A 22,954-nucleotide genomic window follows, 5' to 3' on the forward strand; every position below is an offset into this window, starting at 1 on the left:
ATATATAATTAAATGCAATATCTTAAAGGTTAAAATTTAGAGAACCTTAATATTAATATTTTAGATATATTATTTATAAAATATTGCCATACCTATTAAAACAAAGTAATATCTTTGCACTAATAAAATTAATTTTATTTTTTAAATTAAAAAATATTTTTTAAATATTTAATTTTAGACTTTTAGTTTTGTCCTCTTCCACTAATAATTTAATAACTTCTTCAATCTCATATTCTTTCTGCTGCTGAGTATCTCTATTTTTAATCGTAATAATTTTCTTTTCAGCTTCTTTATCCCCAATTATAACAATATATGGATATCTCTGAATTCTAGCTTCTCTCATTTTTTTAGATAATGTTTCATCTCTGAAATCAGCTTCAACCCTGATACCAGCCATCTCAAATTTTTTCATTATCTGTCTTACATACTCATTATGATTAGGAATTACAGGAACAAAATAAACCTGAACTGGTGATAACCATAATGGGAATTTCCCATTATAATGTTCAATTAAAAATGCCATTGTTCTTTCAAAACAACCTATGGATGACCTATGAATAATAACAGGCCTTACTTTTTCCCCATGCTCATCAATGTATGTCAAATCAAATTTTTCTGGCATAGCATAATCTATCTGAACAGTAAAAGCAGTATCCTCTTTACCATAAACATTTCTTAATTGTACATCAATTTTTGGTCCATAAAATGCTGCTTCACCTTTTGCTATAACATAAGGGAGATCAAGTTCTTCACATATCTCAAGCATAATTTTTTCAGATTCATCCCAATTAGCTGCGGAATCAATATATTTCTCCTTATCTTTTTCATCCCTTAATGATGCTCTATACCAGGCTTTATCACTAATTCCAAGTGTATTCATCATATCTTGAATTAATTCTATTACTGCTTTAAATTCAGATTTTAATTGATCCTTTCTACAAACAATATGTGCATCAGCTAAAGTAAAATTTCTTAGTCTAATTAACCCTGTTAATTCACCTGACTTTTCATATCGATATAAAGGAGAAATTTCAGCGTATCTTAAAGGAAGTTCCCTGTACGAATGTGTTTCATTTTTATACATCATAAAGTGATGTGGGCATGTCATTGGTCTTAATACAAATAATTCTCCATCAATATCAATTGGGTTGTACATAGAGTCTTTGTAGTGGTCCCAATGACCAGACATTTTATATAACTCAATTTTACCCAATACAGGGGTATATACATGTAAATAACCTCTTTTTAATTCTTCATCAACAGTATATCGTTCAAGAATTCTTCTTAATGTAGCACCTCGTGGTAATAACATTGGAAGGCCTTTACCAACAACATCAGAGATCATATAAATTTTCATCAATTTACCTAAAACTCTATGATCTCTTTTTTTTGCATCTTCCCTTTGCTTTATATATTGATCAAGCTCTTCTTTTGTATCAAAATATAAACCATAAATCCTTTGCATCATCTTGTTCTTTTCATCACCTCTCCAGTAAGCTCCAGAAACCCTATCAAGTTTAAATCCTTTTGGATTAATTGATGAAGTATTCTCAACATGAGGTCCTTTACATAGATCAAACCAATCACCATTAAAATATAAAGAAACTTCTTTTTCCCCTTTGTTTTCAAGTTCCTCTATTAATTCCAGTTTATATATTTCCCCTTTTTCTTTAAAGATTTTTTTTGCTTCTTCTACTGAAACAACTTTTTTTTCAAATTTTAAATTTTGAGAAATTAATTTCCTTACCTCTTTTTGAATATTTTTCAAATCTTTATCAGTAATAGATACATCTATATCAAAATCATAATAAAATCCATTTTCAATAGCTGGACCTATTCCAAGCTTAGCATTCTTATATATTTTTTGAACAGCAGTAGCTAAAAGGTGAGATAATGAATGTCGTTTTTTTAATAATTCTTCTGGCATCTCTTTTTCAATTTTAATTAATGGCATATAAATCTCCTTGCTATATTATTTAAATTTTCAACAAAATAAAAAGTTCATAATAAAAAATTAATGTAAAAAAATTGTAATAACTTTTTTTATTATAGAACTATTTTTTTTATTACTGCACAATCTATTGTTTTATTATTGAATATTTAATTTTTTTATTATTGAACTATATCTGATTTAAAAATATATTTGAAATAAATAAAAATATTATGAATTTTTCGTGACATAAATAGAATAATAAAATTTGAATATAGTATTAATTCTTAATAACTTTTTCATTATTTTAGTTTCTTTTTTCAATTTTTTAAAAATTTATAACTTTATTAAAAATTATCAACTTTTTTATTTAATTTTTTTTTAATCTATTTAAAATTTTTTTAATTTATTTAAAATTTAAATAAATTATTACCTTTTATTACATCCATCCAGTCTTAGATTTTCTAAAAATTATTATAAAAAATGGAGCTCCAACAATTGCAGTTAAAATACCAATAGGTATTTCTGTTGATGTTAATGTTCTTGAAATATTATCAATTAATAATAGGAAAATACCTCCAAAAATAAATGAAACTAAAATTAATTTTTTATGATCTGGTCCAACAATCATTCTACCAAGATGCGGAACAACAAGTCCTATCCATCCTATAATTCCTGTAAAACTAATTGAAATCGATGTTATCAAAGATGCAATAATTATTACAATAATCCTTATAATTTCAGGATTTTCGCCTAAAACTTTAGCCTCTTCATCCCCTAAAGAAAGTATATTTATTTTCCATCCTAAAAAATATAGTATGATTGCACCAGAAATTATTAAAGGAGCTAAAATTACCAGCTGTTTATAAGAAATACCAGCTAATGAACCCATTAACCAATAAACAATCCCTGGAAGCTTTTCATAGGGGTCTGCTACATATTTTAGTAAAGATAATAAACTTGAAAAAAGACTACCAATAATTATCCCTGCTAAAATTAAATTACTTTTACTATAACCCCTATTTATTCTACTAACAAGAACAGTTAAAATAACAGAAATTATAGCAAAAATAAAACTGCTACCACTAATTAGAATCAAATTACTTGAAAGTATTATCCCAATAGCTGCACCAAAACCAGCAGCAGGCGCAATCCCTAGAATAAAAGGAGAAACTAAAGGATTGTTAAATACCCCCTGATAAACAACTCCCGATATAGCTAAAGCTGCACCAATCAATATTCCTGCCAAAATTCTGGGTAATCTAACCTGCCATATTATGGTAATTGCATATTTTGGAATATTTTCACTAATATGAAATAATTTTGAACCTATAACTTTAAATATTGTTGCTGGAGAAAGATAAAAACGACCAAACATTAGTGAAATTAAAATTACACAAAGAAAAAAAAGAAAAATAAAAGCAAATTTTATACCAAAATTAAATTTTTTAAACTTCATATAAACTCTAATATTAATTATTAAATGAAAAAATTCTTAACTCTATTTATTAAGTTTAAATAAAATTATTAAATCTAGATAATTTATCTAAATATTTTAATTAATTGATTTAACAAAATAATTTAATTAAATAACTTAACTAAATAATCTAACTAAATATATTAACTAAATAAATTACTCAAATAACTTAACTAAAGAGTTTAATAGGTAATCTTAAAAAATACATTTATAATAAAATAAAACTTAATAAAATAAAAAAATCCCTATTAATACTTTAATTTGTTAACTGGTCCTTTGGTAAAATAAATTTTTTACCATTTACACTTACTATTTCTACATCTATATCATATAATTTTTTTAAATTTTCTTCAGTCATTATTTTATCAGTATCATCATAATTTATAACTTTTCCATCTTTCAAAAATAATATTTTATCGGAAAAAAAATATGCTAAATTTGGATCATGTAAAGTAATTATAACAGTAAATTTTCTTTCTTTTGCGAGTGTTTTGATTTTTTTAAGTATGTAAATTTGATTTTTAAAATCAAGATGAGCTGTTGGTTCATCAAGTAAAAATATTTTAGCATTTGTACTCAATGCTCTGGCTAATAAAACAAGTTGAAGTTGCCCACCACTTATTTTATCATATTCTCTATCTTTAATATCTTCAATACCAAGTTGTTTTAAAGAATTTAATGCTATTTGAAAATCTTTTGAATCAAGAGAGGAGAAACTATTTAATTCAGGATTTCGTCCCATTAAAACAATATCAATAACTTTATAAGGGAAATTAATTTTATGTTGCTGATGAACATAAGCTATCATTTTAGAAATTTCCTTATATTTTAGTTTTTCTATATTTTTCCCATCAATTAATATTGTCCCTTGATATGGAGATAGTAATTTTTCAATATTTTTAATTACAGTAGTTTTTCCAGAACCATTAGGACCTAAAATTGTAACTAATTTACCTCTTGAGATAGAAAAATTTACATTATTAAGAATAATTTTATTTTGTTTAGCATTATAGCTAAAATATAGATTTTTAACATTAATCATTTTGAGAAATCTTTTTTAATATTATTTTAAAACTTTTTATCTTTTTAATTTCACAATATTTTTTATATTTTAAAACATTAATTATCTTAACAATTAAAAAAAGATTTTTTATAAAATAAATTTGTTTAATTTTAAATAATTTTTTTTATTTTAAAATATACAACTTTCTTTCTTTATATATTAATTTTTCATTTTTGAAATATTAATTTCTCTTATTTTAAAATATTCATTTTCTTATTTTAAAAATACTTGTTTATAAGAGAATTGATCTCATTTTCAGTTATTTTAACCCCATATAAAGTATTATAAAATTCTTTAATTTTAAATCTCATTTTAACTTTAGTTTCATCAGTTGAATGGTAAACTTTTAGAAATATCCAGTATACACTTAAAAAAGCTTCTGGTTCAGGTAAATCCCATGAGAGAAAAAAAGAAGGGATTTTGTAAATTCTATTATTTTTTACAGCATCAATATCTTTAAACACAGGATCATTTTTAATATCTTCTATACTTGTTTTACAATAAGAAGGTAATAATATAACTTCTGGATCCCATTTTATCAACTGTTCTGGATCAATTTTTATTTTAAATTTATCAATATTTTTTGAAACAAAATCAAGTTTAGCATAATCAGCTAAATATTTTTGAAAAGCCTGATTTCCATAAGATGATAGAATTGTACCACCAGCAAAATAAACTCTATACTTGTGAGTAATGTTTTTACTTTGTTTATCTATATCTTTTAATATTGATTTTAAATAATTAACAACAAAATTAGCTCTATTTTCTTTTGAAATAGCTTTTCCAATAAGTTCAATACTTTTAAAAAAATTATCTGGTGTTTCAACATCTATTAAAAAGATTGGAAAATTATAATTTTCAATTTGTTTAAGATAATAATACCCTTTTTTAGAAATTATGATATCTGGATCTAATTTTATTAGCTCTTCAAGATTAATATTCCTACCAGTAAATATAGTAGATTTTTCTTCAACATCCGGGTAATATTTAAAAAGAAGCTTTTTTGAAACCAATCTCCCATAATTAATTGCAACAAGTTTATCAACTTCTTTTAAAGTTAATAGTATTTGGGTTGTAAATGCATCTAAGCTAACAATTTTATTAACTTCACTATTTATTGTTATAGAATTATTATCAATATCATATACTATTTTTTTATTACTACTTTCTCCATAAATCATAAAGGAAAACAATAAAAGAAAAATCAATGTAATTATAATAGCTTTTTTTTTAAAAACCAATTTCTGGAATTTCATTTTACTCCTCCTGCTTATAACTCTTTACCTGTGTCTTTATTTACTTAGTATAAATTTATCAATTGTCAACTTAAAAAGAGTTATGCTTGTGTGAACTTAATTTTGTATATTTTATTTTATTCCAAATTTTATTCTCTTTTTAATATTCTATCAAATAATATTGATAAAAAATAATAAATATATGTAATATATAATATAAATCTATAATATAAATCAAAATAACTATGGTGAATATCACCAAAATTAAAGGATTCTCTCTTTTTCATAATTCTTAATAATAATTTTTGGTAAAAAAAAGTTATTTTTTTAATTTTGAGAAAGTTTTATATTAAATAAATATTTTTGTTTCCACCTTCAAACTTGAATCTTTTAGATCTTTAGTGGAACCTTCTTCAATAATCCTGGTTTTAGTCTTTTCATAATCTAAAATCAATCTTCCTGCAATATAATTAATTTTAAGATTATTTTTAACAAAAAAATAGGGAAATGTTGGAACACTTGGTCCCATTAATACTTTTTCTGGGTATTTAATTTTTTTTAAAAGATCACCTAAAGTATTATTTATTATTGATGTTGCTGAAATAATTACTATATCATAATCATTAAAATCATCATAAGAAATTATTGTTAATCCTTTTTCCCTTGCTTCTTTTAAATTATCTCTATCCAGATCTATAACCCCAATTTCTTTAACATAGGGAGCTAAATATTTTACAAGTGGTTTAAAATAACCAACCATTGCTATCTTTTTATCAGAATATTTTATGTTTGCTGATATATTTGAAGTATTATAATTTTCGAGACTTTTAATTATTTTTTCATATTTCTTATTATCAATGTTTTTTATTTCAGGAAATAATAGATCTAACAATTTATTTTCAATAATTTTTTTATCCAGTTTCTTTTCAAAATTATTAAAATTTTTATTAATAAAGGGGTATACAAAAAATGAACTAATAGCATTTATAATAGAAAGAGCTATTGCTCTATTATGTAAAATTTTTAAATCAAGAAGTTTAAGTAGATCATCAAAACTTATATCATTAAATTGTATAACTTTTTCAAAACAATTTTTCAGATTGTTTTTATCAAACATGCTTGAAGAAATTCCAGAAGATAAATATTGTGATTTAACAAAATCAATATCTTCTAAATCTATTGAAATTTTACTAATAGTAAGTAATCTACCACATATAACTTCTTTTACAAAAACTCTATCCTTTATTCCCTTTATATCATTTAAAAAATTTAATAATAAATCACTCATAAAAATCTCGTTTTGAAGGATGAACTAAATTAAATAATATAATACAAAAACAAATTAATCAGAATAAAAATAAAAAACTTAAAAAAATAAAATAAATTAAAACTATAAAAAAATAAATTTTAATTATATAAAAACAAATTCAAAATATAAAAAATTTAGTCAAAACATAAAAAAATAAATTCAAACTAGAAAAATAAGCTAAAAATAAATTTAAATTATAAAAAAGATAAAAAAACTAAAACCATAATATTTTTATTTTAAAGGATATATTTCATTACATCCTTATCTTCAATAATCCCTTTAAGTTTCTCAGAAACATACTCTTTATCAACTATAACCTCTTTTTCTTCCAGTTCAGGAGCTTCAAATGAAAGGTCTTCAAGAATATATTCTAAAATTGTATGTAATCTTCTAGCTCCAATATTATCAGTCTTTTTATTTACTTCAAATGCACTTTCAGCAATTAAATCTATTGCATCATCTGTAAACTTTAAATCAATATCTTCAGTTTGTAACAAAGCCTGATATTGTTTTAATAAAGCATTTTCTGGTTCAACCAGAATTCTTTTAAAATCCTCTTTTGTTAAAGACTCAAGCTCAACTCGTATTGGAAACCTTCCCTGTAATTCTGGAATTAAATCTGATGGTTTATGAAATGAAAAAGCACCAGCTGCAATAAAAAGTATATGGTCTGTTTTAATAATACCATATTTTGTATTAACTGAAGTACCTTCAACAATAGGCAATAGATCCCTTTGTACCCCTTCTCTTGATACATCTGGCCCAGAAGAGGATTTCCCACCTATTATTTTATCAATCTCATCAATAAATACAATTCCACTATTTTCCACTCTATCTTTTGCAATTTCAACAAGTTTGTCCTGATCTATTAGTTTTTCAACTTCCTGTTCCTCTAAAATTTTCTTAGCCTCTTTTACTTTTACTTTTCTTTTCTTTTTCTTTGGTGGCATACCTGGAAAAATTCCACCAATAGATATACCCATATCTTCCATTCCTGGCATGGAAATCATATCCATTATAGATTGTTGCTGAACTATATCTATTTCAATAATTTTTTCATCAAATTTACCTTTTCTATATAACTCTCTTATTTTTTCTCTAGTACCTTGATAGCTTTTACTATTAATTGGTTCAATTATTTCAACACCACCAGAATTTTCAGTACTTACGAAATCTGGAGAAGAAGGCATCAACTTTGAAACAATAATTTCCTCTACTTTAGCACTAACTTTCTCCATTAAAGATTCAATCATTTCAGATTTTACCATATTTACAGTAACATTCAATAAATCTCTAATTATCTGTTCAACATTTCTACCAACATATCCAATTTCTGTATATTTAGTAGCTTCAACCTTAATAAATGGTGCTCCTGATAATTGTGAAATCCTTCTTGCAATCTCTGTTTTTCCAACACCTGTTGGTCCAATCATAATAATATTTTTAGGCATTATTTCATCTCTAAGCTCTTTAGGAATTTTTTTTCTTCTCGCTCTATTTCTTAAAGCAATAGCAACTGATTTCTTAGCTGAATCCTGACCTATAACAAATTTATTTAATTCATTAACTATCTGTCTTGGAGTTGAATTATCTAAATCTATAGTATGTTTTTTATTATTCATCTTAAAGCTCCTCAAAAATAATCTTATCATTTGTATATATACATACTGAAGATGCTATTTCCATTGACTTTTTACATATCTCTTTTGCATCTAAATCTGTATTTTCATATAATGCTCTTGCTGCCGAATATGCATAAGCTCCACCAGAACCAATTGCTATTACATTTTCATCTGGAGTTATAACCTCTCCAGTTCCTGATAATAAAAGAATATCATTTTCATCAGCAACAATCATCATTGCTTCTAATCGTCTTAAAACTTTATCAGTTCTCCAATCTTTTGCCAATTCATAACTTGCTCTTTTTAAATCACCTTCAGCTTTTGCTAATTTTTCTTCAAATCTTTCAAGTAATGAAAAAGCATCTGCAACAGCTCCTGCAAACCCTACTAAAACTTTGTCTTTATAAATTTTTCTAATTTTTCTTGCTGTATGCTTTAAAACAATATTTTGTAATGTAACCTGTCCATCACCAGCCATACAAACTTTATTATCTTTTTTAACACAAAGAATTGTTGTACCTCTCATTTGTTCCATTTTTTTCCTCACTATCAACTTAATATTAAATAAAATCTTCTTATAAAAACTATTTTATTAATTTTATAACATTTTATAAATAATTAGTATTTCATAAATAATTAATATTTTATAATATTTCGCTTATAAATATTATAAATTAAATATTATAAGTTTAAAAACTCTATCCATGTGGATGAAATTTTTTGTACATTTTCTTTTTTCTTTCCACATCCAGATGAGTATATACCTCTGTTGAAGACAATGATGAATGTCCCAACAATTTTTGTAAAAATCTTAAATCAGCACCATTTTCTAATAATAATGTTGCAAATGTATGTCTTAATTTATGAGGACTAATTTTCAAATTTGGTTCAAACTGTTTAATCCTCTTAGATAAAATAAAAAAAATACCTCTTCTAGTCAATCTTTTTCCATTTTTGTTAAGAAAAGTTGCTTGAGATTTTATGCTTCTTAAACTTAGATATTTTTCAAGTGAATTCAATGCATTTTCAGAAAAAGGAACTATCCGTTGTTTATTCCCTTTCCCGGTAACTTTAATAATTTTATTATTAAAATCAATATCATTTAAATTTAAAGAAACCAATTCAGATACCCTTATACCAGTAGAAATTAATAATTCAATTATAGCAATATCTCTTACAATGTATTTATCATTCACATTATCTATTGAATATAAAAAATCAAAAAATTCATTTACAACATCTTTTGTTAAATATACAGGTAAATTTTTCTCTTTTTTAGTATTTTCAATTAAGATCGTAGGATTTTTTTTAATAATATTATTTTTATAAAGATAATTGTAAAAAGATTTAAGAGATGATATTTTTCTGGAAATAGAGCTTGCCTTATATCCTTTTAAAGAAATCTCTTGAATATAGCTTTGAATATGAAATCTTTCTACATCTAAAATGTCAATATTCCAATTATGTTTTAAAAACTTTTTAAATTCCTCAAGATCATTTTTATAAGCTTCAACTGTATTTTTTGAAAAATTTCTTACAGAGATGATATAATTCAAAAAGATTTTAATAAAGTTATCATTCATTTTATCAGCTTTTTAATCTTTTTTAATTAATTTTAATTTCATTCATTCTAAAAAAATATTTGCTAGAAATCATAGAATTAAAAACAATCATTTTAAATCTACTTTATTTATTTTTAATCATTTTCAAGTTTTATTTCATATCCACAATCTTTGTTTATACATTTAATAATATTTTTTTGAGGTATATTAACCATATAATTTCCACATTCTGGACACTTTATTAAATCAATTTTTTTCAAAGAGGTCCAATTACATTCAGGATATCTACTACAACCATAAAAAAATTTTTTCTTACCTTTTCTTTTAACTATAAAACCCTGTTTACATTCAGGGCAAATCCCATAAGAAAGATTTAGTATAGTTTTACATTTTGGGAAATTAGAACATCCTAAAAATGGACCGTACCTACCTTCATAATATATCATATCAGACCCACAAGCAGGGCATTTTATCCCTGTAACAACTTTTAATTGATCTTTAACTGATTTTATGTTTGCAAAAGATTCTACTTGAGGATTAAATTCATTCCAGAAATTTTTAATTGTAGATACATAATTTTTTTGTCCTTGCTCAATCAAATCCAGATCTTTTTCCATATTTGCAGTAAAATCATATTCAAAAATTTTTTGAAAATTTGATAATAAAAGGTCTACTACAAGTCTTCCAATTTTTGTTGGAACAAGTTTCCTATTTTCCTTAACAATATAATTTCTATCCTGTAAAGTTGAAATAGTTGGTGCATAAGTAGAAGGTCTTCCTATACCACTCTCTTTAAGTTTTTTTATTAATGATGCTTCATCATACCTTTTAGGTGGTTCAGTCTCTTTTTCTTCAAGTTCAATCTTTTCAATATTAAGTTTATCATTAATTTCCAGATTTTTAAAATCTACAAATTTTTGTGTTGGTTTCAAAACTTTTGCATACTTATAATAACCTTTTTTAAATAGTTTTTTAAAATTTGCTATAAATTCAGTATCATTTACTTTAATATAGACAGTTTGAGTAGATATCTCAGGAGGAGTCATTAATGCAAAAGTAAATCTTTCCCATATTAGTGTATATAATTTATATTGATCTGGTGTTAAAAACTTTTTAACTTTAGATGGTGTTAAATAAACATCAGTTGGCCTAATTGCTTCATGAGCATCCTGTGTAAAGTTTTTATCAACTCTAAATAATTTTTTATCATAATCAAAGTTTTCTTCTCCATAATTTTCAATAATAAATTTTTTAGCACTTTCTAATGCAATTGTTGAAATTCTTGTAGAATCTGTTCTCATATATGTAATTAAACCTATTCTTCCTTTATCAAGGTCTACACCTTCATAAAGAGTTTGAGCTATTCTCATAGTCTTTTTTGAATTAAAATTAAATTTTGAAAAAGCTTCCTGCTGTAAAGTAGCTGTAATATAAGGAGGTTTTTTCTTAATTTTATTATTGGTTGTTTTAATATTTGAAATAATTCCATTTTTTTCATCTTTTAGACTATCAATAATTTCATCTATTAACTCTTTGTTTTTAAAATCAATCTTTTTATTTTTATATTTTGAAGCTTCAGCTTCAATAATATCTCCATTTTTAAATAAACCTTTTATTTTCCAGTAAAGTTCTTTTTTGAATACTTCTCTTTCTCTTTCTCTCTCTACAATAAATCTTAATGCAACAGTTTGAACTCTACCAGCAGACAACCCCCTTTTAACTTTTTTCCATAAAATTGGTGAAATGGAATATCCAACTAATCTGTCCAAAACTCTTCTAGCTTTTTGAGAATCAATCTTATTTATATCTAACTCTCTTGGATTTTCAATAGCTTCTTTTATAACATTTTCAGTTATTTCATTAAACACTACCCTTTTAAATGATTTATTTAAAGAAGCATTTTTTTTCTTTATTTTATCTGTATCTTTTTTAGATTTATTTTTCTCTTTTTCAATTGCTTCTTTAATAATTAAATAGGCATGATATGCAATTGCTTCACCTTCTCTATCATTATCCGAAGCAAGATAGATCTCTTTCATCTTTTTTGCTACTTCTTGCAATTCTTTTATCAATTTTAATTGTTTTCTTACTTTAATATACTTTGGTTCAAAATTATTTTCGATATCTATTCCCATAGATGATTTTGGAAGATCCATTATATGCCCTTTTGTAGATACAACTTTAAAATTTTTTCCAAGATACTTTTCAATAGTTTTTGCTTTAGATGGTGATTCAACTATTACAAGTTTATTTTTCATTTATCCTCCTGAACTTATTAACTTTTTGAAGATTTATGTAATTGGGATAATACCTGTTTTCTATATTTTTGTAAATCATTTTTTCAGATTCAAGTATTGTTAAAGTACTTAAAAGTTTTGATATAGGTAAACCGGTTATTTTAACCAGTTTATCAAAACTAATATATGGATTTGTAAAAATTAAATAAAACACTTTTTTAACAATATAGTTATAATTATAATAATTATTTTTTAAATTGGCAAAATAAATATTATAAAAATCATTTTTATTTTTTAATTTAAATTTTAATTTATCTTTAAAAAAATTAGTTTCCATTGATTCACTTAATGTTGTTTTAAGCTTATTGAGATAGATATTTTCTTCATCTATATAAAAAAATCCATTATAAAAACCAGTATCGATAAAACTTAAATTCCCTTTAAAACTTTCAAAATTACCAGGGTTAAAAATCAAAATCTCTTTATTAAGTTTTTTTGCAAATTCCAGTGTAATATTAGCACCCGATGGTATACCTGATTGAATTAAAATAATGGAATCAGCCAATAATGAAATTAATCTATTTCTAAAAGGGAAATTGCTTCTTAAGGGTTTTGTATCTGGAGGATATTCTGAAATCAATAAGTTTTCTGAATCAATAAATCTTTTGTATAAAAAAAGATTTGATGCAGGGTAAACAATGTTTATTCCATTCCCCAGGATACCTACTGTTGAAAGTCCTTTTGTAATTGATTGTTCATGAACTTTGTAATCAACCCCTTTTGCAAATCCTGAAACTGTTAAAATTTCATCATTCTTTTTTTTAAATGCTTCAATTAAACATTCAATAAAACTCAATGATAAAAAATCAGGATTCCTTGTTCCAACAATTGATATTTTGTATTGAGATTTTAATATATTTAAATCACCTTTATAAAAAATTACAGGGGAAGGTAAAAAATCAAGATCAATACTACCCATATAATAACTTAAAAATGGATAATCTTTATCCAGTATAGTTACAACATTAAAATCAATTCTACTTTTATTGTTTTCTTCATTACCATAGTTCAGATTATCCAATAATTTTTGTGCTTTTTCAAAATAATAGTCAAAATCAATATTAATATCTTTTTTCTTTTTTAATAACTTTTTTAAAGAAGAAAAATCAAGGGAAACAATTTTTTCTATATCTCCATCAAAATGATAAATTAATCTTAATTTCTGTTTTAAAGTTAAAAATTTTTCATCAATTAAAAAAAATCCAATTAATTTTACTTTACTTGTTTGAAGAAGATATCTCATTTTTTAATCTCTCCAGATTTTTTAAAACTTGTTCTCTTCTTCCATCTCTTTTAGGTAAAATAGCTAAAATATTTTGATATGTATTATAGCATTCCTGTAAATCTCCATCAAGATATTGAAGTTGTGCTTTTACAAACAATGCTCTAACATTTTTAGGATTAATCTTTAATGTGTTATCTATCTCTATTTTTGCTTTATCATAATCTTTTAAAGCAAAATAATAAAAAACACCTAGTGCATAATGAGGTGATTCCTGATCAGGAGCAAGAGAAATCGCTTTTTTATAATGAAATAATGCAAGATCCTTATATTCTTTTTTAGTTATATCAACAAATTCTGAAGAATATAAATTTGCATAACATACACCCAGATAATAATGAACTAAATATTGATTAGGATCTATTTCTAAAGATTCTTTTAAATAAGGAATAGCATCTTTAAAATTCTGATTTAAATATAATGTTTCACCAATATATTTATCTGCCTCTTTAAGTCCTTCTTTAGCATTGATATCAACATTTGAATACTTCAAATAGATATTTCTTGCCTCTTTTAAACTTGCTAAATCAGATTTAGAAGATAGTTTTTTAGCTTTATATAAATCCCAGGATTTCCCTTTGCATGAAGTAGTTGCCAATAACAAAACAGAAACAATTATAGAAAAAATTAATATAAAAATAGCTTTTTTAAACAAAAGTTTTTTATCCATATAATTTATCCTCTTTTTTATTATAGACAATTAAAAATACAAAAAAGTTTCATATTAAAATAATTTAGTTTATATTTAACACTAAAAATATAACTGAATTTAATATAAAATAAATAGTAATAAAATATAAAAATCTTTTTTAAATAAAAATAAAATAAATAAAATAAAATCAAAAATAACAATTCAATCAACAATAATGTAAATAATAACTTAAAAAAAGTAATGTTAATTATTATAAATGGTAAAATTGTTAATTTAAAAAAAGATATTTAGATTAATATTAAAACATTATTTTTTTAATATTATTAATCCATAATAACCAGTATTAAATGTTAAAAAATAGATAAATATAGATGGACTTAAAGATTTTAGATAGAAATGGTTTAAAAAGTATATTTTTATTAGAGAAAATAGAGAACCTTTAAAAACAACATAATATGGATATATTGAAAAATAAAATGAAATTAAAAATGTTATAACTATTCCTATAGTCATTAAGATTAATCCAGCATAAATGTTATCAAAAGGAAATAAAAGATGAGCTACAATCCCACCAATCAAACCTATAAGATACCCAATAAACATTATTTCAGGATTTTCAGTATAATTTCCTGCAGGTAGATAAATAAAAATAGAAATCAAAATTGATAAAGCTAGCATAAATATTGCAAGAGAAAGATAATCTAATATCAAATCAATATTTTTACCATTTTTTTTATCACTTTTGTTCGCTTTTTCATAACTTGAATATAATTTATGAACCATATTTTTTCCTTAATTTTTAAACTTTTTAATTTAATACTACTGTTTAAATCATTTTTAATTTTTTTATTAATTTTATTATTAATTTCAAACTTATTTAAATTTCTTTACTCCATCAAAAGATTTTGTTCTTTTATATTTATAAAGTTTCATTGGAAATTGAATAGCCATTTCTCCCCAATAATTAACCTTAGCAACCTGTGAACTTTCTATCCCATAATCTTTTTTTAATTCGATATTAACAATATAGTCTTTCTTTTCCTTTAACCCAATATCCATGTTTAATCTATAATTTACAAATCTACCAGAAACCTGTTTATTATCTCCATAAAAAATTGTATAATGTAAATTTAAGAATGAAAAAAATATAGGAAAATCTGAATTATTCTCTACACTAAACCTGAATTTTAAATTATTATTATCTAAATAAACATCATAAGTTAAAACTGCTTGGGTTACCTGTTTAATTTTATATATTGGTTTTTTTAAACTGTAATGAAGACTGACTATACTAATTGTTAACAAAATTATTGTAAATATTAATTTGTATATCTTATTTTTAAAAATATTATACATATATTTCCTATCCCATTTTAATTGGATAATGTAATTTATATTGAGTAAAACATTTTGTCAATTATTAATATTTGATATGCATAAATAAAATATTTTCATTCTCTTTCTTTTTCAATCAAATTTAATGTATATTCTAAAATAGTGTCTTTATTTTTTAATAAATCATCAATAGTTTGATGAACTTCAATATCTGGTAATACAGACTTTTTTGATAAAAATTTTACATATTTAGAGGATAGACAATATAAAAGATTTGAATTTTTTAAATAATAAAAACTTCCATAATAACCAGTGCTACTAAAATCACCTGTATTTTCCCCTATTTTAATAGAAGGTAAATTGTAGTTTTTAATAACATTTAGAAAAAATATTGTTGAAGAAAAATCAAAATAATTTTGTAATATATAAACATTTTTAAAAAGAGACTTTATTTTTATTTTATCTAATTTATAACCTTTATCTATCAAAATTATTGGTGAAAAATTAATAAAAGTAATTAAATTATTAAATCTTTTTATCCTTTGAAATAAATTAGTATATTTTGTTATATATATATTATAATTAAAAATAAAATTAATATTTAAATTATATATCTTATCCAATAACTTTTCAGCTATTGAAGAATTACCTCCTCCATTATCTCTAATATCAATGATAATATTGCCTGCACCAAATCTTTCTTTAATATTTTTTAATTCAAGTATATAATTAGCTAAATGATACATATATTTTGGATCATTTCCTCCAAAAGATAGTATTTTAAAATATAGTGTATTTATTTTACTCAAATAAAAGATTTTCATATATTCATCATTTAGTATTTCAATAGGTTTAAATCTAATTAAATTATTATATAAAAAATTATTCTTTTTATTTATAGTTTTTATATTATTTGAAATTAAATTTATTATTTTTTGTATATCAAAACATTTTAATTTTAAAGATAAAAATTTATTTTTTTCTTCATCATATACCTTTATTGAATAATAATCATAATCCGGGAATAAAAATGAAAAATACATAAATAAATCACTTAAATCTTTTTCATTAATTACTAAAGCAATTGAAGAATTATATATTGGTATATTAAAATAATCATAAATTCCATCTAAAAACTCTTTTATCTTAATACCATTTATTTCAACTACTTTTAATTTTGTATCTAAATATTTTAGTTTATTTTCATTATTATCAAAATAATATGATAAATAAAGATTATCATTATTAAAATCATAGAAAAATTTTACCAATGGAAATTTAATATTAAAATTATTTATATTTATAAAAATAAAAGAATGAGTATCTTTAATACAATTCATAAAAGGATAAAAAATATTAATATATTCCTCTTTTTTAAAAATATTGGATTTATGGTTTTTTATTATTGAAACACTTTCATTATATTTTTTTATAACTTTTTTTTTAAATTTACTATAATCATATGGATATGGATAAAATTTAAGAATAACCTCTTTTAATTGTTTTAAATCCTGTAGCACCTCTTTTTTTGTTAATTTCTCTTTTGGAATGTAAGCATTATAATTTATATTATATCTATCTAATCCCAGATAATTATATTTTTTTACTAAATGTTCTTTATATTTTTTGTAAAAGTAATTATAAAAGGATTGTGAGTATAATAAATAAAATGAAGCACTTATAAATAAAGCAATTACTAAAAATGATAATAATATAATAAGTTTTTGTTTTTTTTTCATTTTTATAACCTCGTATAATATATTAAAAATAAAAGTACTATTGACAACCTAATAATATTAGGGATAATAAATATGATATGTGTTTAATGGATAAAATACAAATAAAAATCTCCTTGTCTTTTTAAAGACTTAATAAAGAATTTTGATTTTATCCATCTTAAATCTATATATCAGGCTGTTTAGCAAATATTCAGGATGTTACAGGATTCGAAGTTATTCGTCTCACTGTGTATTCGAGGTTGTGCAAATGCCAGATATTAAAAAAATTAAAAGGAGTTGAATTATGTTTTTTGTAGGTATTGATGTAGCAAAAAAATCTTCTGAAGTTTGTATTATCAATGAAAAAAGAAAGATTGTTAAAAAATTTAAATTAATTCATAATTCTAAGAATTTTAAAAAGTTTTTTGAAATTATTAATAAACTGTCAAATAATAAAAATGATTTTGAATTTGCTTTAGAAGCAACTAATGTTTTCTGGAAACCAGTGTTCTTTAGTATTAGAGAAAAAGGATATAAAATTTCTCTTGTTAATCCTTATTCCTCTTCCTATTTCTCTAAATCCTTTAATAAACATACCAAAACTGATAAACAAGATGCTTTAAATCTTGCTATCCAGTTATCTACTGGATTAATTAAAGAATCACTGGTTCCAGAAAATGATGTCTCTAACCTAAGAGAACTCATAAAGGAATACAATTTCCTTATGAAACAAATATACAATCTCAAAAGAAGAATTTCAAGTATTTTACAAAAAACTTTTTATGAGTATGATATTGTTTTTAGAGACCCTTTTAATGTTACATCAAGAACCATTTTAAAAAAATATCCTTCTGCTTTTGCTTTAGCCAAAGCTAACAAAAACGATATTGTTAAAATTTTTAGATCAATTAAAGGTAACAATAATTCTGAACATAAAGCTAAAAAAATTATTGAATTTGCTAAAATTTCTATTACTCCAAATAATGGCATTAAAGCTAATGAATTTAATCTAAGAAATCAAATTACTGTGTTAGAACTTCTTCTTGAACAAATAAAAAATATAGAAAAAAATATTAACCTTATATTAAAAAATTTAGAATTTAATTATTCTGATAATAATAACAAAAATAGTATTAACCCTATAAAAGCTGTTTTATCAATCCCTGGTGTTGGTAAAAAAACAGTTGCAACAATCATTGGTTGTTGTGGTGATTTAAATAAATTTAATAATGTAAATAAATTTTTAGGATACATTGGCCTTTACCCTGGTAAAGATCAAAGTGGTTCTAAAGATAGAACATATCAAAAATCAAAAGGAATCTCTATTGTTAAAAAACAATTATATTGTTGTGCTGTATCTGCTTTAATGCATAATAATGAATTAAAACAGGTTTACCTTAATGAAATTAACAAAGGAGGTAATTCTAAAAAAGCTATTTTTAAAGTTATGGTTAAGCTTGCTAAAATTATCTGGCATTTGTATACTTATTCCTCTATTTATGATCCTGTTAAGGTTTTTGTTGCTAAACCTCATTGTGCCTGATATATATAAATGTCAAAGAACACTAATTATATTAGATTGTCAACATCCTATTTTTTTTATTTTTTTTGTTGACATATTATAGGATGTCTTTGTATTATTTCATTCTTTTTATTATTTATTTTTTAAATAATAAACCATTTCATTTATTCACTTTTTCAATCAAATTTAATGTGTAATCTAAAATAGTATCACTACCTTTTAACAATTCATCAATAGTTTGATGAATTTCAATATCTGGTAATACTCCATGCTTTTTATTATCATAATTTAAAGGTGAAAAAAATTTTATAGGTAAATAATAAATAAGGTTAGAATTTGGGAGATAGAAAAATCTTATATCTCCATTTATTGCTTTCAAATCACCTGTTTCTTCTCCTATTATTTTTCCAAGATTATATTTTTTAAATAGGTAGCTAAAATCCATTGCAGCAGAAAAACTTTCCAAATTTTGAAGTAAATAATAATTTTTAAATAATTTACAATATTTTATATTTTCTAAATTTATAATGGGTTTAGAAATGATCTTAAATTTATTAATTCTAAAATATTCATATAAATTCAAATTTTTCATTCCATTTTTTTTATTTATAAAAAAAGTATATAAATTTTCATATGGATAATATAATAAGATATTTTTTTTAATCTTTACTAATTCAGGATATGTTAAATAATAACTATTTTTAAATAAATAATAATTTAAATTTTCTCCCTTGGATGAATCTCCTCCCATATTATTTCTTATATCAATTATAAGATTTTCAATGTTATATTTTTGCTTTATATTTTTAAAGTTCCATAAATTATATATTAAGTTTTCAAACCCATTACCACCAAAACTTATAAATTTAATATATATAGTTTTTAATTTTTCTGAAACATAAAACTTATTTAAATTATCATCAAATATTTTTATCTCAAAATATTTTCCTGTATTTATTAAAAAATTATTTTTAGAACCTTTTTTAATTTTATCTAAATTATTTACATAATAATAAAGATTCTTTATTTTTAAAATTAACTTTATTTTTTTATTTATATTTTCATCAAATATATCAAATACAAATTTTTCAGGATTGCCAAATATTTTGTGGAATAAATAAATTTTATGGAATAAATAATAATTCATTGTATCATTTGCTTCAAATGTTGTTTTTATACTACTTTTCTTATTATAAATATTTGAATTATGATATATTTTATCAAATAATAAATCTTTAGAAATTCCATTTATTTTATCTATTCTCCATTTATTTTTTATTATTTTAAATTGTTCTGATTCTAAATCATAATATCCTGTTAAATAAATATTATTTGTATTAACATCATAAAAAATTTTAAATATTGCTGTTTTATATTTATTATTAATAATTTCTAATATTTCATTATAATACCAGATAGGAAACATTCCTACATGGCTAATTTTTAAACTATTTAAAAAATCTGAACAGATATCGTAAAAATATAAAATTGGTATCATATTTTGGTTATAGTTTTTAATCTTTTCTTTTGCATTTTTATATTCATTTTCAAATGCTTTTTTATCAACATTAGCAAATGGATATGGAATTATTTTAATAACATTATTTTTTAAAATTTTTAAATCTTTTAAACAAAAAGATTTGCTAATTTTTTCTGGAACTTTTCTTTTTTCTAAATCATTTTCTATATTATTATAATTTATAATTTTTATGTTTTTACTATAATAATTTTTATAATATTTGAAAATTTTTACATTAAACAATAAATCTATGAAGATTAACAAAAGTAAAAAAATAAATAAAAAGACAATAATTTTTTTTAAATATTTTTTTAAAGCAGTTTTAATCTTTCTCATTTCCAATTTTCCTTTAAAAAAATTTTTTAATAAATATTATTATATAGATAAAATGAATTAAAAAATTATAACTCCTCATCTTAAAATACAAAATTTATCTTTGAATACACATGCTCATCTCCTTCCTTTTTTAAAGATGTTGAACAGTTAAATCCATAATCTCTTTGCTCATAAAAAGTTTATTTTTTAAATAATAAAACATTTCATTTCATTTATTCACTTTTTCAATCAAATTTAATGTATATTCTAAAATAGTATCTCTACCTTTTAGTAAATCATCAATAGTTTGATGAACTTCAATGTCTGGCAATACTCCATAAAATATATTTTCATCTTGATATATATAAAAAGGCAAAAAATAAATTAATTTTGTTTTTGGAAGAATAAAAATGTTAGGATTTGCTGTTCCCCTGATAATATCTCCTGTCTCTTCCCCTATAATTTTTCCAATATTATATTTTTTAAATAGATAACTGAAATATTTTGCACAAGAATCTACATTTGAATTTTGAATTAAAAATATTTTTAAATCTTTATAATTAATATTTTTTAATACATTTTTAAAAATCCATTTTTCAATATTATTTAAATTATGTAAACAAAATATATATGATAAATAATTAATTAAAAAATTTTTATATTTATTACTATTTAATTGAAGTTCAATTAATCTATTATTATTTATATTAATTTTATTTAAATATTTATTAAAATAACTGTTAATATTTTTATTATATATATTAAATATAATGTAAATTAATAAATCTGAACTAATTCTGTCCCCACCTGGATTATTTTTGATATCAATAATAAGATATTTTATTTCTTTTTCTTTCATAATTTTAAAAAAAATATTAAAATGTTTCATAATTCTATAGGTTATAAATGGTTCTTTATTTAAATAACTATATTTTTCAAAATAATCTTTGTTAAATCTATTTAAAATATATCCTTTTAATATTTTATAATTTAATAAAAAATCAGAACTCAAAAAATCAAAATAATTTATTTTCAAATAAGCTATTTTTTTATCATAATTTATGGACATTGATAATTTATTATTATCTATATAACTTTTTTTAAAACCTTTTAAATATAAAAAAGAATTAAAATTTATATAATTATTTGATAACATTTTTTTTAATTCATTACTATGGTTTAAATTTTTTGATTTTATTTTTAGATTAATAAATAAATCCAGATCTTCTATATATATTTTAGTATTGTAAATATCTATATCTCCAAAAAGATAATATAGTTTATATATAAATTCAAAATAATTAAATAAATAATAGTTTAACCTTTTTATTCTCATCTGCTTTTTATATAAATTTTCATAATCTGAAAGATAATCTAAAATATCATTAATTTTTATTCCATTTATTGAAACAATTTTTATTTTATAATTTTTTAAATTTACTTTACTTTTTTTAATATTTTCCTTTGATGCAATTTTTTCAATTAATATTTCTTTTTGTTCATTATCCACAAAATCTAATAAATAAACATTGTTATCATTCTCAATAAATATTCTTGCTGGAAACAATTTTTTATAATTGTATAGATAGTCAAAAAATATATCTTCCATCAAAAATTGTGAAGTATGGCTATCCTTTAAAGAACAGATTGTTTTATTTACTATTTTAAAAAATGAAATTCTATCAATATTTTCTGTTTTTTTTATCTCTTTTTCAGCTTGTTTAAAAATATTGTTAAATTGTTCTTTTGAAATGAAAAAATAAGGGTCAGGATATATTTTTAATATTGTTTTTTTTAAAAATCTAATATCATAAAGAGCATCATTTTTTGAAATATTACTATTATTCAAAAAATATTTATAATAATCATCGTTCTTTATTTTTTTATAAATATCATTGTAAGATACTATATTATATTTTCTAATAATATAAAGATTGTGCAAATATATAAAAGAGATAAAAACAACATAAATAAGTATTATAGATATGAAAACTATAAATATTTTTTTCAATATTTTCATCAATATTTCCTTATAATGAACATCCACTATTAGTAAAACATTCACTAATACAAATTATTATTTCATCACAAGAATAAGTATAGTTAGGAAAAAATT

General features: G+C 21.9%; 17 protein-coding genes. 1 reads left to right on the top strand and 16 read right to left on the bottom strand.

Features of this window, described 5'->3' with window-relative positions; all coding sequences use genetic code 11:
- Nucleotides 1–160: 160 nt before the first annotated feature.
- From thrS to ACZ5EC_RS06575, 14 genes are all read right to left on the bottom strand, one after another.
- Entirely contained in the window at nucleotides 161–1,954 is a 1,794-nt protein-coding gene (thrS, locus tag ACZ5EC_RS06510; RefSeq protein ID WP_464304144.1) for a threonine--tRNA ligase, read from the bottom strand.
- A gap of 415 nt (nucleotides 1,955–2,369) precedes the next feature.
- Nucleotides 2,370–3,389 (bottom strand): FecCD family ABC transporter permease, encoded by a 1,020-nt coding sequence (locus tag ACZ5EC_RS06515; protein ID WP_464301672.1) that lies wholly within the window; start codon nucleotides 3,387–3,389, stop codon nucleotides 2,370–2,372.
- 274 nt (nucleotides 3,390–3,663) lie between these two features.
- A complete protein-coding gene (locus tag ACZ5EC_RS06520; RefSeq protein WP_464301673.1) occupies nucleotides 3,664–4,449 on the bottom strand; it encodes an ABC transporter ATP-binding protein in 786 nt (261 codons plus the stop codon).
- Between the two features lie 239 nt (nucleotides 4,450–4,688).
- On the bottom strand, nucleotides 4,689–5,726 hold the full coding sequence (locus ACZ5EC_RS06525) for an ABC transporter substrate-binding protein (protein ID WP_464301674.1): 1,038 nt from the start codon (nucleotides 5,724–5,726) through the stop codon (nucleotides 4,689–4,691).
- Nucleotides 5,727–6,054: 328 nt separating this feature from the next.
- Complete coding sequence (locus tag ACZ5EC_RS06530) at nucleotides 6,055–6,993, bottom strand: Rossmann-like domain-containing protein (protein WP_464301675.1); 939 nt, start codon at nucleotides 6,991–6,993, stop codon at nucleotides 6,055–6,057.
- 257 nt (nucleotides 6,994–7,250) lie between these two features.
- Nucleotides 7,251–8,636, bottom strand: coding sequence for an ATP-dependent protease ATPase subunit HslU (gene hslU, locus ACZ5EC_RS06535; protein ID WP_464301676.1), 1,386 nt, complete (start codon nucleotides 8,634–8,636; stop codon nucleotides 7,251–7,253).
- A gap of 1 nt (nucleotide 8,637) precedes the next feature.
- Nucleotides 8,638–9,171, bottom strand: a complete 534-nt coding sequence (gene hslV / locus ACZ5EC_RS06540) for an ATP-dependent protease subunit HslV (protein WP_464301677.1) — start codon at nucleotides 9,169–9,171, stop codon at nucleotides 8,638–8,640.
- Nucleotides 9,172–9,334: 163 nt separating this feature from the next.
- Entirely contained in the window at nucleotides 9,335–10,219 is an 885-nt protein-coding gene (gene xerA, locus ACZ5EC_RS06545) for a site-specific tyrosine recombinase/integron integrase (protein ID WP_464301678.1), read from the bottom strand.
- A 113-nt stretch (nucleotides 10,220–10,332) separates the two neighbouring features.
- Entirely contained in the window at nucleotides 10,333–12,456 is a 2,124-nt protein-coding gene (gene topA, locus ACZ5EC_RS06550; protein WP_464301679.1) for a type I DNA topoisomerase, read from the bottom strand.
- Complete coding sequence (locus ACZ5EC_RS06555) at nucleotides 12,446–13,738, bottom strand: DNA-processing protein DprA (RefSeq protein WP_464301680.1); 1,293 nt, start codon at nucleotides 13,736–13,738, stop codon at nucleotides 12,446–12,448. The genes topA and ACZ5EC_RS06555 overlap by 11 nt, the downstream gene beginning before the upstream one ends.
- Nucleotides 13,713–14,447 (bottom strand): tetratricopeptide repeat protein, encoded by a 735-nt coding sequence (locus tag ACZ5EC_RS06560; protein WP_464301681.1) that lies wholly within the window; start codon nucleotides 14,445–14,447, stop codon nucleotides 13,713–13,715. The genes ACZ5EC_RS06555 and ACZ5EC_RS06560 overlap by 26 nt, the downstream gene beginning before the upstream one ends.
- Nucleotides 14,448–14,735: 288 nt before the next feature.
- Entirely contained in the window at nucleotides 14,736–15,212 is a 477-nt protein-coding gene (locus tag ACZ5EC_RS06565) for a hypothetical protein (RefSeq protein ID WP_464301682.1), read from the bottom strand.
- A 90-nt stretch (nucleotides 15,213–15,302) separates the two neighbouring features.
- Nucleotides 15,303–15,785 carry a hypothetical protein gene (locus ACZ5EC_RS06570; protein ID WP_464301683.1) on the bottom strand — a complete coding sequence of 161 codons (483 nt, stop codon included), beginning with the start codon at nucleotides 15,783–15,785 and terminating at the stop codon, nucleotides 15,303–15,305.
- A gap of 95 nt (nucleotides 15,786–15,880) precedes the next feature.
- A complete protein-coding gene (locus ACZ5EC_RS06575) occupies nucleotides 15,881–17,503 on the bottom strand; it encodes a hypothetical protein (RefSeq protein ID WP_464301684.1) in 1,623 nt (540 codons plus the stop codon).
- Between the two features lie 283 nt (nucleotides 17,504–17,786).
- On the opposite strand from ACZ5EC_RS06575, the gene ACZ5EC_RS06580 reads away from it, so the two are divergent.
- On the top strand, nucleotides 17,787–19,025 hold the full coding sequence (locus ACZ5EC_RS06580) for an IS110 family RNA-guided transposase (protein ID WP_464301685.1): 1,239 nt from the start codon (nucleotides 17,787–17,789) through the stop codon (nucleotides 19,023–19,025).
- Nucleotides 19,026–19,164: 139 nt separating this feature from the next.
- Here the strand turns inward: ACZ5EC_RS06580 and ACZ5EC_RS06585 are convergent, their stop codons facing one another.
- The gene (locus tag ACZ5EC_RS06585) at nucleotides 19,165–20,859 is read right to left on the bottom strand and encodes a S41 family peptidase (protein WP_464301686.1); all 1,695 of its coding nucleotides are present in this window, start codon (nucleotides 20,857–20,859) and stop codon (nucleotides 19,165–19,167) included.
- 208 nt (nucleotides 20,860–21,067) lie between these two features.
- Nucleotides 21,068–22,858, bottom strand: a complete 1,791-nt coding sequence (locus ACZ5EC_RS06590) for a S41 family peptidase (RefSeq protein ID WP_464301687.1) — start codon at nucleotides 22,856–22,858, stop codon at nucleotides 21,068–21,070.
- Nucleotides 22,859–22,954 lie beyond the last annotated feature (96 nt).

Source organism: Exilispira thermophila, from assembly GCF_055389015.1.

What these genes read in the sequence shown, in the direction of transcription:
- ACZ5EC_RS06565 (WP_464301682.1), bottom strand. Translation starts at nt 15,212, where the DNA reads ATGGTTCATAAATTATATTCAAGTTATGAAAAAGCGAACAAAAGTGAT.
- thrS (WP_464304144.1), bottom strand. Translation starts at nt 1,954, where the DNA reads ATGCCATTAATTAAAATTGAAAAAGAGATGCCAGAAGAATTATTAAAA.
- ACZ5EC_RS06530 (WP_464301675.1), bottom strand. Translation starts at nt 6,993, where the DNA reads ATGAGTGATTTATTATTAAATTTTTTAAATGATATAAAGGGAATAAAG.
- hslU (WP_464301676.1), bottom strand. Translation starts at nt 8,636, where the DNA reads ATGAATAATAAAAAACATACTATAGATTTAGATAATTCAACTCCAAGA.
- ACZ5EC_RS06575 (WP_464301684.1), bottom strand. Translation starts at nt 17,503, where the DNA reads ATGAAAAAAAAACAAAAACTTATTATATTATTATCATTTTTAGTAATT.
- xerA (WP_464301678.1), bottom strand. Translation starts at nt 10,219, where the DNA reads ATGAATGATAACTTTATTAAAATCTTTTTGAATTATATCATCTCTGTA.
- hslV (WP_464301677.1), bottom strand. Translation starts at nt 9,171, where the DNA reads ATGGAACAAATGAGAGGTACAACAATTCTTTGTGTTAAAAAAGATAAT.
- ACZ5EC_RS06560 (WP_464301681.1), bottom strand. Translation starts at nt 14,447, where the DNA reads ATGGATAAAAAACTTTTGTTTAAAAAAGCTATTTTTATATTAATTTTT.
- ACZ5EC_RS06590 (WP_464301687.1), bottom strand. Translation starts at nt 22,858, where the DNA reads ATGAAAATATTGAAAAAAATATTTATAGTTTTCATATCTATAATACTT.
- ACZ5EC_RS06525 (WP_464301674.1), bottom strand. Translation starts at nt 5,726, where the DNA reads ATGAAATTCCAGAAATTGGTTTTTAAAAAAAAAGCTATTATAATTACA.
- ACZ5EC_RS06585 (WP_464301686.1), bottom strand. Translation starts at nt 20,859, where the DNA reads ATGAGAAAGATTAAAACTGCTTTAAAAAAATATTTAAAAAAAATTATT.
- topA (WP_464301679.1), bottom strand. Translation starts at nt 12,456, where the DNA reads ATGAAAAATAAACTTGTAATAGTTGAATCACCATCTAAAGCAAAAACT.
- ACZ5EC_RS06570 (WP_464301683.1), bottom strand. Translation starts at nt 15,785, where the DNA reads ATGTATAATATTTTTAAAAATAAGATATACAAATTAATATTTACAATA.
- ACZ5EC_RS06555 (WP_464301680.1), bottom strand. Translation starts at nt 13,738, where the DNA reads ATGAGATATCTTCTTCAAACAAGTAAAGTAAAATTAATTGGATTTTTT.
- ACZ5EC_RS06580 (WP_464301685.1), top strand. Translation starts at nt 17,787, where the DNA reads ATGTTTTTTGTAGGTATTGATGTAGCAAAAAAATCTTCTGAAGTTTGT.
- ACZ5EC_RS06520 (WP_464301673.1), bottom strand. Translation starts at nt 4,449, where the DNA reads ATGATTAATGTTAAAAATCTATATTTTAGCTATAATGCTAAACAAAAT.
- ACZ5EC_RS06515 (WP_464301672.1), bottom strand. Translation starts at nt 3,389, where the DNA reads ATGAAGTTTAAAAAATTTAATTTTGGTATAAAATTTGCTTTTATTTTT.